The organism is Micromonospora sp. NPDC048947 (assembly GCF_040649495.1).
GTDB classification, from domain to species: Bacteria; Actinomycetota; Actinomycetes; order Mycobacteriales; family Micromonosporaceae; genus Micromonospora; species Micromonospora alfalfae.
Genome location: NZ_JBEZFO010000023.1, coordinates 92,763 through 105,042, shown reverse-complemented (window position 1 = coordinate 105,042; position 12,280 = coordinate 92,763). Strand labels below are relative to the sequence as shown.

Here is a 12,280-nt window from a genome sequence, read left to right as displayed (position 1 = left end):
CGGCCACCGCGGGCTGCCCGTACATGGAAGACTCGATTCGGGCCAGCCGTCACGAGCGGTAGGCGAACGGGCGCCGCCGGGCGTACGGCGACATGTGGGATGGAGACGAACAGTGCCGGGAGTGCGCAACCTGACGCAGGTCGAGGCGACCGAGCGGGCACGCCTACTCAACGTGACGGGGTATGACATCAGTCTGGACCTGTCCAGTGCCGTGCTGGCGGCCGACGGCCGCACGTTCAGGTCGACGACCGAGGTCCGGTTCCGCTGCTCCGAACCGGGCGCGAGCACCTTCGTGGAGGTGGCCGCCGAGTCGGTGCGGTCCGCGACGCTGAACGGCACGCCCGTCGACCTCTCCGACTGGTCCGCGGAGAAGGGCCTGACCCTGTCCGGGTTGGACAGCGACAACGTCCTGGTGGTCGACGCCGACTTCGGTTACTCCAGCAGCGGGCAGGGTCTGCACCGGACGGTCGACCCGGTGGACGGCGAGACGTACCTCTACAGCCAGTTCGAGACGGCCGACGCGCAGCGGGTGTACGCCTGCTTCGACCAGCCCGACCTGAAGAGCGTCTACACCTGGCACGTCACAGTGCCGGCGCACTGGCGGGCGGTCTCCAACATGCCGGTGCAGCGGGAGGAGCCGGCGGGTGAGGCGCTCAAGACGCTGCACTTCACCGAGTCGCCCCGGATGAGCACCTACATCACGGCGATGTGCGCCGGGCCGTACCACGAGGTGCGCGACGCGCACGACGGCATCGACCTGGGGGTGTTCTGCCGGGCGTCGATGGCCCAGTACCTGGACTCCGACGAGCTGTTCCTGATCACCAAGCAGGGCTTCGACTTCTTCCACGAGAAGTTCGACGTGCGCTACCCGCTGCCGAAGTACGACCAGCTCTGGGTGCCCGACTTCAACGCCGGCGCGATGGAGAACTTCGGCTGCGTGACGCACGCCGAGTCGCACTACCTGTTCCGCTCGCAGGTCACCGACTTCGAGTACGAGCAGCGGGCCAACACGATCCTGCACGAACTGGCCCACATGTGGTTCGGTGACCTGGTCACCATGCGCTGGTGGAACGACCTGTGGCTGAACGAGTCGTTCGCCGAGTGGGCCAGCCACTGGTGCAACACCAACGCGACCCGGTTCACCGAGGCGTGGACGACCTTCCTGTCCATCCGGAAGAACTGGGGCTACCGGCAGGACCAGCTCTCCTCCACCCACCCGGTCTACACGGAGATGCCGGACATGGAGGCCGTGGAGGTCAACTTCGACGGCATCACCTACGCCAAGGGCGCGAGCGTGCTCAAGCAGCTCGTCGCGTACGTGGGTGAGGAGCCGTTCGTGGCCGGGCTGCGGGCCTACTTCGGCAAGCACGCCTGGGGCAACGCCACCTTCGACGACCTGCTCACCGAGCTGGAGGCCGCATCCGGTCGGGAACTGCGCAAGTTCGCCGCGCAGTGGCTGGAGACCGCGCAGGTCAACACGCTGCGTCCGGAGGTGACCATCGGGGCCGACGGCACGTACGAGCAGGTGCTGGTGCGGCAGGAGGCCCCGGCGGCGTACCCGACGCTGCGGACCCACCGGATCGGCGTGGGCCTGTACGACCTGACCGACGGGCGGCTGGTCCGACGGGAGCGGTACGAGGTGGACGTGACCGGCGAGCACACGGATCTCGCCCCGCTGCGTGGCGTCCGGGCGGCCGACGTGCTGCTGCTCAACGACGACGACCTCAGCTACACCAAGCTGCGCCTCGACGAGCGCTCGATGGCGACGGTGGTGCAGCACATCGGGGGCTTCGACTCGTCGCTGGCCCGCGCGCTCTGCTGGACCGCCGCGTGGGACATGACCCGCGACGCCGAACTGTCCGCCCGCGACTACGTGGCGCTGACGCTGAGCGGGCTGCCCGCGGAGACCGACATCAACCTGGTCACCGCCACCCTGCGGCAGGCGACCACCACGCTCACCCTGTACGCCGACTCGGCGTGGGCGCCGACCGGCTGGGCTGACCTGGCCCGTACCGCCCGCGACGCACTCGCTGCCGCCGAGCCCGGCAGCGGGTTCCAGTTGGCCTGGGCCCGTGCGTTCACCTCGGCGGTCCGCTCCGAGGAGGACCTGGCCACGCTGCGCGGTTGGCTGGACGGCACCGGGATGCCGGCCGGGCTGACCGTCGACACCGAGCTGCGCTGGTCGGTCCTGGCCGCGCTGGTGGCCAACGGCGCCGCCGGGGCCGCCGAGATCGAGGCGGAGCTGAGCAGCGACCGCACCGCCAGCGGCGAGCGGGAAGCCGCGTACGCGCACGCGTTGGTGCCGACGGCCGAGAACAAGGCCGCCGTGTGGGCCCTGCTCACCGGGCCGGACGCGCTGCCCAACTGGCGGCACCGGGCGCTGTTGCAGGGCTTCGCCCACCCGGCGCAGGTGGAGCTGGTCACGCCGTACCGGGAGCGGTACTTCGCGGCGATCGGGCAGGTGTGGGCCACCCGGGACAGCGAGCCGGCGCAGGAGTTCGCCCAGCTGGCGTACCCGACCTACCTGGTGGATGACGACACTGTCGCGGCCACCGACGCGTGGCTGGCCGGTGACGGGCACCCCGCCCCGCTGCGTCGGCTGGTGGCCGAGGGCCGCGACGGTGTGATGCGGGCGCTGAAGGCCCGCGCGAAGGACGCCCAGAGCGCCTGAGCAGCGTTGTCCGGCCCGGGGCCGGCGTGGGTGTGAGCCCGCGCCGGCCCCGGACCGTCGGTGGCGAAGATCGTGCTCGAACATGGAAAGAGGGGCCTCAGCCGCAGCCGAGGCCCCTCTTTCCTGGATCGGGCACGATCTGCATGCCCGTGCGTCGTGTGTCGGTCAGCCCTTGCCGGCGTGACTGGCGAGCTGGTCGAGGCCGTTGATGATGCCACCGGCCAGGTCACCGCCGCTGAACGCGCCGACCATGGAGAGCGCGGCCAGCTTGGCGTACGTGTCAGGGATGCGCTTGCGGGCGTACCGCCCGGTGATGATCTCCAGCTGACGCTGGTTGGGTGACACGGCGATCAGCACCGACTTGTCGGGCTCGGCGAGCTGACGGTGCAGCCGCTGGGCGTGCTCACGGATCGGCTCGTCGAGACCACCGACGAAGACCGAGAAGACCAGACCCGTGCCCTTGTCGGCCAGGCGCAACGCCTCGTCGATGCGCAGCAGCTGGCGGGTCGAGAACGGCCCGTCGAGCACCTCGGGCGGATTTTCCGACCCGGCCTGCTTCTCACCAACGGTCACTTGCGCCTCCGGTTCCACCGGCCGGCGCCTCGACGCTGGCCTGCTCAAGCTTGTGGCTGGTCAGCGCGGGCGCCTGCGCCCCCGCCGTCAGCGCGGTGCCGGCCGAGTCGGCCAGCTGCTCCGGACGGCCCAGGAACCAGACCGGAGTGAAGTCGAAGGGCCGGCCCGGCCGGTAGCGCTTCGCGCCACCGCCGCCACCGGTGGCACCCCCACGGCTACCGGCGTACGACAGGCCGGCGATGACCAGCACCGCGGCCAACGGGATGCCGACGAAGACCAGCAACGTCTCGGTAACAGACAATCCCAACGCCCCCAGGCGGAAGAAGGACGACAGTGAACAACCGGGTCGGATGGACGATCACGCTGCCGACCGCCCGACTCCGTCACCATTCACGTTAGCGGAGTCGACGGCCCGCCAGATTGCGGGGTGCCGATCCCATCCGTCACTGGAGTTCTCCAGTTGCGCAGCGGTAGCGATAAGCCGCGCGTCATCGCCGTACCGACCGGTGAGCAGCACCCCGACGGGCAGGCCGTCGGTGGTGGTACCCAGTGGCAGGGAGACGGAGGGATCGCCGGTGACGTTGAAGATGGCGCAGTAGGGCGAGAACCGGCGTTGCCTGTCGAAGTCGGCGGCCGGGTCCGCGTCGGCGGTGAACCAGCCGACGGGTGCCTGCGGGGTGGCCAGGGTGGGACAGAGGAGCAGGTCGCAGCCGGCGGTGCGGCGGGCACCGAGGCGCACCTGCGCCTGCAACTCCCCGAGCGTGGCGGACAGGGTGCCGGCGGAGAGTTCGGCGCCCCGGGCCCGGAGCAGCCGGGTCAACGGCAGCAGCTCCGCCTCCCGCTGCGGTGGCACCGGGGCGAGCGCCAGCACGTACCAGAGAATCTCGAACAGCGGCCACGCCGCCGGCCCGAGCGGCGGCGGCACCTCGACCACCTCGTGGCCGGCCGCCGTGAGCAGCGCGGCGGCCCGGTCCACGGCGGCCACGCAGTCGGGATGCACCGGTTCGTCGGCGAGCATCGGGGTGGTGAACCGGCCGATCCGCAGCGGGCCGGGCTCGGCCCGGCGCGCGACGGCCAGGTAGCCGCCGGACGGCGCGGGCGGCGGCAGGTAGGGCTCGCCGGGGACCGGAACGGCAATGACGTCCAGCAGTGCGGCGACGTCGGTGACCGTCCGCCCGAGCGGGCCGCTGATGGGCAGGCCGAACGCGCCGGAGCCGACCGGCCCGCCGGAGACGAGGCCCCGACTGGGCTTGTAGCCGACCAGGCCGCAGAGTGACGCCGGGATGCGCAGCGACCCACCGCCGTCGGACCCCTGGGCGACCGGAACCAGCCCGGCCGCGACCGCCGCCGCCGCGCCGCCGCTGGACCCGCCCGCCGTGTACGCCAACTGCCACGGGTTACGGGCCGGCGGCGCGACCCGGCCCTCCGAGTAGAGCGAACAGCCCAGCTCGGAGGTGGTCGTCTTGCCCAGGCTGACCAGACCGGCGGCCTTGATGAACCGGACCACGTCGGCGTCGACCGGCGGGACGAAGTCGAAGAAGGCTGCCGAACCGAAGGTGGTGCGAATCCCGGCGGTGAGCGTCAGGTCCTTGATCGCGGTTGGCACGCCGTGCAGCGGGCCGCGCTCCTCGTTCGGCACCGCGTCGGCGGCGCGCGCGGCCTGCCGGGCGAGATCCGGGGTGACGGTGACGAACGCGCCCACCGTGTCGCCGAGCGCCGCCACCCGGCTCAGGGAATGCTCGACCAGGTCGACGCTGGACAGCTCGCCGCGGGTCATCGCGGCGGCCTGCTCCAACGCGGTCAGGTCGTGCGGCTCGGCCATGCCGTCATCCTGCCGGCAGTCGGCCCTTCGCGCAGCCGACACGCGCTGGCGATCAGAAACGGACCAAGCGGACACCCGCTGCCCGCTTGCCGGGTCGAACGCTGCCCGCTTGCCGGGTCGCGCCGCAGATCTTGGACAGTTTCCGTTCACCGCTGACGGAAACTGTCCAAGATCTCCTCGCGCCGGGGGCGCGGCGCCGCGATCAGCCGTGCAGGAAGCGCAGGGCGTTTGTGGACAGGAGTTTGGTGCGCTGGGCCTCGCTGAGGAAGTCGGCCGCGTGGACCACAGCGCCGGCCGGCCGTTCACCCAGCGGGTACGGGTAGTCGCTGCCGACCAGCACCCGATCCTCCCCCAGGGTGTCGACCAACAGCCGCAGGGCGGGCGGCGCGAAGACCACCGAGTCGACGCTGAACCGGTCGAGGTAGCCGCTGGGCGGGCCGGCGGACGCGCCCCGGACCAGGTCACCACGGCGGTGCCAGGCGTTGTCGGCGCGGCCGAGCCAGAACGGGAAACTGCCGCCGCCGTGCGCGAAACAGATCCGCAGCGTCTCGGGCACCCGGTCGAAGACACCACCGAGAATCATCGCCAGCACCGACAGGTGCGTCTCGGCGGGCATCCCGGTGAGCCAACGGGCCATCCAACGGTCCAGTCGTGGCCCGCCCGGCATGTCCCACGGGTGGACGAAGACGGGTGCGCCCACCTCGGCACAGTGCTGAAGGAAGGTGACCACGCCGGCGTCGTCCAGGTCCCGGTCGCCGACGTGGTTGCCGATCTCCACGCCCACGTGCCCGGCGGCGAGGCTGCGGTCCAGCTCGGCACACGCGGCGTCCGGGTCCTGGAGCGGCACCTGGCAGAAGGGCACCAGTCGGTCACCCCCGGCCGCTGTGACCTCCAGGGTCAGGTCGTTGAAGATCCGGGCGACCTTCACCGCCTGGTCGGCCGGGCGGTCGTAGCTGAAGAAGACCGGGGTGGGCGAGACCACCTGCACTGCCACGCCGTCGGCGTCCATGTCGGCCAGTCGGCGCGACGCGTCCCAGCACTCGGCGCCGACCGGGCGGAACTCCGTCTCCCCCACCATGATCATGGCAGCGCGCTCGGAGTCGACCCGCAACCACGGCCAACCGGACCCACCGCACGCCGCGCCGAGGTCCGGCCAACCCTTCGGTACGACGTGCGTGTGCACGTCGACCACGCCTGCGGGCATCAGCCCTTGCCCGGGTGCAGGGTGCCGCAGTTGGCGCAGGTGCGTGCCGCCTCGTCGGCGTAGAACGCCTGGAACACCGGGGGCAGGTCGGCGGCGATGTCGCGGACCTGCAACTCGACCTCGTGCACCTTGCCGCCGCACTCCGGGCAGTACCACTGGAACGTCTCCAGCGTGCCCTCCTCGCGGACCCGCTCGACGACCACACCGATCGAGCCGGCCTCCGGCCGCTGCGGCGAGTGCGGAGTGTTGCGCGGCAGCATCCACATCTGCCCCTCGCGCACGTGCACAGTGCGCGGCCCCTCCGGGGTGACCAGGTTGATGTGCATGTTGCCCTTGACCTGGTAGAAGAACTCCTCGTACGGGTCCACGTGGAAGTCGGTGCGCTGGTTGGGCCCACCCACCACCATCACGATGAAGTCGTCCCCGCCGGGGAACATCTCCTTGTTGCCCACCGGGGGCTTCAACAGGTGCTGGTTGTCGGCGATCCAGCCCGGAAAGCTGAACGGCTCGGCGATCTCACTCACGACTGACCTCCCGAGGGAAGAAGGGCCACGGCCTGGATTTCGATCAGCAGGTGCGGGTGCGGCAGCTGGTGTACCGCCACCGTCGTACGGGTCGGCCCGGAGGCGTCGAAGAACTCGGCCCACACCTCGTTGTAACCACCGAAGTCGTTCATGTTGACCAGATACGCGGTCACCTGCACCAGGTCGGTGAGGTCCGCGCCGACCGAACGCAGCAGATCCCGCACGTTCTCGATGACGGCCCGTGTCTGCACACGGATGTCGAGGTTGGTGGTGCCGAACACGTCCACCTCGACACCGGCGAAGGTGTTGTCCGGGCGCCGCGACGACGTACCGGAGACGAAGACGAACCCACCGGCGACCTTGACGTGCGGAAAAGCCCCCCGCGGGACGGCCTTCCCGGCCACGACCCGGGCGGTCATGACGACGCCCGCAGCGAGGCGGTGCCGAGCTTCTCGACCACGGCGCGCACGTGCGCGCCGGGACGCAGCGGCACAGCGGCGGTGGCGGCACCGGCCAGGAAGACCCAGCCGGACTCCAGCCGCACACCGTGCCGGCCCGCCAGCCGGATGCCCTCGTCGAGCGCCCGGCGCGGATCACCGAGGATCGCCGCCGTCGAGCCGACCTGCGCCACCCGCCCGTCGACCTCCAGCAGCACGCCCAGGTTGTCCAGCCCCGCCGGCACCGGCGACCACGGCCCGATCACGAAGGCGGCGGCCGAGGTGTTGTCCGCGACCACGTCCGGCAACGAGAACCGGAAGTCCGCGTACCGGGAGTCGATCAACTCGATGGCCGGGGCGACAGCGCGGACCGCAGTGGCGAAGTCGCCGACCGGCTCGCCCGGCTCGGGCAGCCGGTCCAGCAGGAACGCCACCTCCGGCTCGACCCGGGGATGGATGTAAGCGGCCGGATCCACGGTGCCGCCGTCGGGCACCCGCATCGCGTTGGTGAGCCGCCCCCAGATCACCTCGTCCACGCCGACCTGGGCCATCTTCGCCCTGCTGGTCAGCCCCATCTTCAGCCCGACCAACCGCTCACCGGCGTTGAGCCGGCGTTGCAGCAGCGCGGCCTGCACGGCGTACGCGGTGTCCACGTCGAGGCCCGTCTCGGCGGCGAGTTGCGGGATCGCGGTGGCCGTGTCGGCCGCCGTGCCCAACTTCTCGGCGATCCCAACGATGTCCACGCCGATCATGACTGCTGCTCCTTGTCGGCCAGGTCGAGTGCCACGTCCACGATCATGTCCTCCTGGCCGCCGACCATCCGGCGACGGCCCAGCTCGACCAGGATCGACCGGACGTCCACGCCGTACTTCGCCGACGCCCGCTCGGCGTGCCGCAGGAAGCTGGAGTAGACCCCGGCGTACCCGAGGGAGAGCGTCTCCCGGTCCACCTGGACCGGCCGGTCCTGCAACGGGCGGACGATGTCGTCGGCGGCGTCCATCAGCGCGAACACGTCGCAGCCGTGCTTCCAGCCGTGCAACTCGGCCACCGCGACGAAGACCTCGAGCGGGGCGTTGCCGGCGCCCGCGCCCATGCCGGCAAGGGAGGCGTCGACGCGGACCGTCCGGCCGTGCACCACGTCGGGGCCGACCGGCGCGGACCCGGTGACCCGGCCGTGCTCGACGGCGAGCACGCTGTTGGCCACCCCGAGCGACAGGTTGTGGTGCGCGTGGATGCCGATCTGCGTCTCCGGGGCGAGGACCTGCCGGTACGCGTCGACCCGCTGCGCCACGTCGGACATCAGCAGCCGACCGCCGGAGTCGGTGACGTAGACGCAGTGCGCCCCGTACGACTCCATGAGCTTGGCCTGCCCGGCCAGCCCGGCCGCATCGTTCATGTGCGACATCATCAGGAACCCGGCCACGTCCATGCCGTTCTCCCGGGCCCAGGAGATGTGCTGGGCGGAGATGTCCGCCTCCGTGCAGTGGGTGGCGATCCGGACGCTTGTCACCCCGAGCGCCTTGGCGGCCTTCAGGTCGGCGATCGTGCCGATGCCCGGAAGCAGCAGGGTGGTCAGCTTCGCCGTGGTCAGCACCTCGGCCGCCGCGGAGATCCACTCCGCGTCGCTGGCCGCGCCGTGGCCGTAGTTGACGCTGGAGCCGGCGAGGCCGTCGCCGTGCGCCACCTCGATGGCGGCCACCCCGGCGGCGTCCAGGGCGGCGGCGATGGTGCGTACCTGGTCGACTGTGTACTGGTGGGCGATGGCGTGCATGCCGTCGCGCAGCGTCACGTCCTGGATATACAGGTCGGTCATGGCGCGGCCACCTCCGAAGAACGCAGGGCGACCAGCCGCTCCGCGGTGCGCAGCGCGGCGGAGGTCATGATGTCCAGGTTCCCGGCGTACGCGGGCAGGTAGTGCCCGGCGCCGGAGACCTCCAGGAAGACCGACACCTGAAGGGCGACGAGCCGCCGCCCGAGCGTCGGCAGGTACGCCTCGACCCGGTCGAACTGCACGTCCTGCTTGAGCCGGTAGCCGGGGACGTACTCCTGCACCGCCGCCACCATCTCGGCTACCGAGGCGGCGATGGCGTCGGTGTCGGCGTCGGCGTCCGGGCAGAGGCAGTAGACGGTGTCCCGCATCAGCAGCGGCGGGTCCGCCGGGTTCAACACGATGATCGCCTTGCCCCGTTCGGCCCCGCCCACCACCTCGATGGCGCGGGCCGTGGTCTCGGTGAACTCGTCGATGTTGGCCCGGGTGCCCGGCCCGGCGGACTTCGACGCGATCGAGGCGACGATCTCCCCGTACGCCACCGGGGTCACCCGGCGAACTGCGGCGACGATCGGCACTGTCGCCTGCCCGCCACAGGTCACCATGTTGACGTTGGGCTGGTGCAGGTGCTCGTCGAGGTTGACCGGCGGCACCACGTACGGGCCGAGCGCGGCAGGGGTCAGGTCGACCACAGTGCGGCCGAGGGCGCGCAGCACCTCGTCGTGGCGTCGGTGCGCGCCGGCGGAGGTGGCGTCGAACACCAGCTCGACGTCGGCGAACTCGGGCATCGCGACGAGCCCGTCCACTCCTTCGGCGGTGGTGGCGACGCCGAGCCGGCGAGCGCGCGCCAGGCCGTCGGAGGCCGGGTCGATGCCGGCCATCGCCACCATGCGCAGGCTGTCACTGAGTCGCAACACCTTGATCATCAGGTCGGTGCCGATGTTGCCGGAACCGAGCACCGCCACGTTAGTGGTCACTGACCGCCCCTGTCGCTGAAGGATGTCCGTACCGAACCAAGACCGGAGATCCGGGCCTCGTACGCGGCACCCGGGGTGACCGGCACCATCGGACCGAGCGCCCCGGAGAGCACCACGTCCCCGGCGCGCAGCGGGTCACCGGCACGGGCGAGGGTGCCGGCCAACCACTGCAGGGCGTGCAGCGGGTTGCCCAGGCAGGCGGCGCCCGCGCCCACCGAGACCGGCTCGCCGGCGTGCTCCAGCACCATCCCGCACAGCCGCAGGTCCACGTCGGCGAGCCGGCGCGGCGTGGTGCCGAGCACGAAGAGCCCGCTGGAGGCGTTGTCGGCGACGGTGTCCACTATGGAAATGTCCCAGGCGGCGATCCGAGAGTCGACGATCTCGATCGCCGGCAGCACGTGGTCGACAGCGCGGATCAGGTCGACGGTGGTGAGCTGCGGGTTCGGGAGATCCTTGTCGAGCACGAAGGCGATCTCCGCCTCCACGCGGGGCTGGAGCAGCCGGTCGATGGGCACCTCGACCCCGTCACCCACCGCCATGGCGTCGGTCAGCATGCCGAAGTCCGGTTGGAACACCCCGAAGGTCTCCTGCACGGCCCGGGAGGTCAACCCGATCTTTGCGCCGACCCGGCGTTCGCCGCGGCCCTGCCAGGCCCGCGCCTGGAGTTGCTGCACCCGGTACGCGGCCTCGACATCGCCCTCCGGCAACAGCCGGCCCCGAAGCGGCGCGCACGGCTTACCGGTGCTGCGGGCATCGGCCAACTCCCGGTTGGCTGCCTCGATGTCAGCTTCCATGCCCGCTCCCTCGCTACGGCTCACGACAGGTCCACGCAGACGTTAGTGAGTTCGGAGTAGAAGTTCAGCGAGTGCACGCCGCCCTCGCGACCGATCCCGGACGCCTTCACCCCGCCGAACGGGGTCCGCAGGTCACGCAGGAACCACGTGTTGACCCAGACGATGCCGGCGTCGAGCCGAGCGCCGGCCCGGTGCGCGACGCCCACGTCCCGGGTCCACACGGTCGCCGCCAAGCCGTACTCGGTGCCGTTGGCGAGGGCGTACGCCTCGTCCTCGGTGTCGAAGGGCGCGATGTGCACCACCGGGCCGAAGATCTCCTCCCGATTGGTGCGCGCGTCCGGGCCGAGCCCGGTGAGGACCGTCGGCTGCACGTACGACCCGCCGTCGCGGGTGTCGCCGAAGGTGGGCGTGCCGCCGCCGGTGAGCACCTCGGCGCCCTCCGAGCGGGCCAGCTCGTACGCGCCGAGCACCTTCGCCCGGTGCTGGTGGGAGATCAGCGGCATGGTGGCGGTGGCCTCGTCGGTCGGCCAGCCGTACGCCAGCTCGCCGGCCCGCTTCGCCAGCCGGGCGGTGAACTCCTCGAAGACCGGACGCTGCACGTAGATGCGCTCGGTGCAGAGGCACACCTGCCCGCCGTTTGTGAAGCTGGACCGCACCGAGCCGGCCACCGCGGCGTCCAAGTCGGCGTCGGCGAAGACCAGGCCGGCGTTCTTGCCGCCGAGTTCGAAGCTCACCGCCTTCACCCCGTCGGCGGCGGCCCGCATGATCGCGCCGCCGGTGGCCGACTCGCCGGTGAAGGTGATCGCGTCGACGCCCGGGTGACGGGTGAGGAACTCGCCCGCCGAGTCCGGCCCGAAGCCGTGCACCAGGTTGAACACCCCGGCCGGCACGCCAGCGGCGGCCATCACCTCGGCGAGCACCGTCGCCGAGGCGGGAGTCTCCTCGCTGGGCTTGACCACGACGGTGTTGCCGCAGGCCAGCGCCGGAGCCACCTTCCAGGTGAGCAGCAGCAGCGGCAGGTTCCACGGCACGATGACCGCGACCACGCCGACCGGCTTGCGCAGCGCGTAGTTGAGTGCCCGGCCGCCGGTCGGGGTGACAGTCGTGAACGACTCGGTGGGGGCGGTCGCCACGATCTCCGCGAACGCGCGGAAGTTCGCCGCGCCGCGCGGGATGTCCAGGGTGCGGGCCTGGGCGATGGACTTGCCGGTGTCGGCGACCTCGGCGGTGACCAGGTCGTCGAAGCGGCGCTCCAGCTCGTCGGCGACGCGGCGCAGCACCTCGGCGCGCTCGCGCTCCCCCATCCGGCCCCACGGCCCCCGCAGCGCCGCCCGGGCGGCGGCCACCGCGTCATCCACAGTGGACTGCGATGCCTCGTCCACCTCGAAGACCTGCTCCCCGGTGACCGGGCTGGCCTTGGCGAACGTGTCCCCGCCGTCGACGAACTCGCCGCCGACGAAGTTACGCAACCGCTGCGGGCCACTCGGCGCGTGGCCGGCCATCAGTCGCG

The 12,280-nt window shown here is 71.5% G+C and carries 12 protein-coding genes; 1 reads left to right on the top strand and 11 read right to left on the bottom strand.

Annotation, left to right across the window (positions count from 1 at the left end; all coding sequences use genetic code 11):
• Positions 1–121 precede the first annotated feature (121 nt).
• A complete protein-coding gene (pepN, locus tag AB0B98_RS28060) occupies positions 122–2,671 on the top strand; it encodes an aminopeptidase N (protein ID WP_238669043.1) in 2,550 nt (849 codons plus the stop codon).
• Positions 2,672–2,836: 165 nt separating this feature from the next.
• On the opposite strand, the gene AB0B98_RS28055 is transcribed toward pepN, so the two are convergent.
• The 11 genes from AB0B98_RS28055 to AB0B98_RS28005 form a co-directional block, all read right to left on the bottom strand.
• Entirely contained in the window at positions 2,837–3,244 is a 408-nt protein-coding gene (locus tag AB0B98_RS28055) for a DUF5130 family protein (protein ID WP_124856680.1), read from the bottom strand.
• On the bottom strand, positions 3,231–3,527 hold the full coding sequence (locus tag AB0B98_RS28050) for a hypothetical protein (RefSeq protein WP_112584149.1): 297 nt from the start codon (positions 3,525–3,527) through the stop codon (positions 3,231–3,233). The genes AB0B98_RS28055 and AB0B98_RS28050 overlap by 14 nt, the downstream gene beginning before the upstream one ends.
• Positions 3,528–3,602: 75 nt before the next feature.
• On the bottom strand, positions 3,603–5,066 hold the full coding sequence (locus tag AB0B98_RS28045) for an amidase (protein ID WP_357366506.1): 1,464 nt from the start codon (positions 5,064–5,066) through the stop codon (positions 3,603–3,605).
• A gap of 202 nt (positions 5,067–5,268) precedes the next feature.
• A complete protein-coding gene (locus AB0B98_RS28040) occupies positions 5,269–6,270 on the bottom strand; it encodes an amidohydrolase family protein (RefSeq protein WP_357366504.1) in 1,002 nt (333 codons plus the stop codon).
• Positions 6,270–6,794 (bottom strand): 3-hydroxyanthranilate 3,4-dioxygenase, encoded by a 525-nt coding sequence (locus AB0B98_RS28035; RefSeq protein ID WP_357366502.1) that lies wholly within the window; start codon positions 6,792–6,794, stop codon positions 6,270–6,272. Before AB0B98_RS28035 ends, AB0B98_RS28040 begins: the two co-directional genes overlap by 1 nt.
• Positions 6,791–7,213: a RidA family protein gene (locus AB0B98_RS28030; protein WP_357366500.1), complete on the bottom strand. Its 423-nt coding sequence runs from the start codon at positions 7,211–7,213 to the stop codon at positions 6,791–6,793. Before AB0B98_RS28030 ends, AB0B98_RS28035 begins: the two co-directional genes overlap by 4 nt.
• Positions 7,210–7,983, bottom strand: coding sequence for a fumarylacetoacetate hydrolase family protein (locus AB0B98_RS28025; protein WP_357366498.1), 774 nt, complete (start codon positions 7,981–7,983; stop codon positions 7,210–7,212). Before AB0B98_RS28025 ends, AB0B98_RS28030 begins: the two co-directional genes overlap by 4 nt.
• Positions 7,980–9,044: a 4-hydroxy-2-oxovalerate aldolase gene (gene dmpG, locus AB0B98_RS28020; RefSeq protein ID WP_357366496.1), complete on the bottom strand. Its 1,065-nt coding sequence runs from the start codon at positions 9,042–9,044 to the stop codon at positions 7,980–7,982. The genes AB0B98_RS28025 and dmpG overlap by 4 nt, the downstream gene beginning before the upstream one ends.
• The gene (locus AB0B98_RS28015; protein WP_238669050.1) at positions 9,041–9,976 is read right to left on the bottom strand and encodes an acetaldehyde dehydrogenase (acetylating); all 936 of its coding nucleotides are present in this window, start codon (positions 9,974–9,976) and stop codon (positions 9,041–9,043) included. Before AB0B98_RS28015 ends, dmpG begins: the two co-directional genes overlap by 4 nt.
• A complete protein-coding gene (locus AB0B98_RS28010; protein ID WP_112584140.1) occupies positions 9,973–10,770 on the bottom strand; it encodes a fumarylacetoacetate hydrolase family protein in 798 nt (265 codons plus the stop codon). Before AB0B98_RS28010 ends, AB0B98_RS28015 begins: the two co-directional genes overlap by 4 nt.
• Positions 10,771–10,790: 20 nt before the next feature.
• Positions 10,791–12,272, bottom strand: coding sequence for a 2-hydroxymuconic semialdehyde dehydrogenase (locus AB0B98_RS28005; protein WP_357366543.1), 1,482 nt, complete (start codon positions 12,270–12,272; stop codon positions 10,791–10,793).
• Between the last annotated feature and the right edge of the window lie 8 nt (positions 12,273–12,280).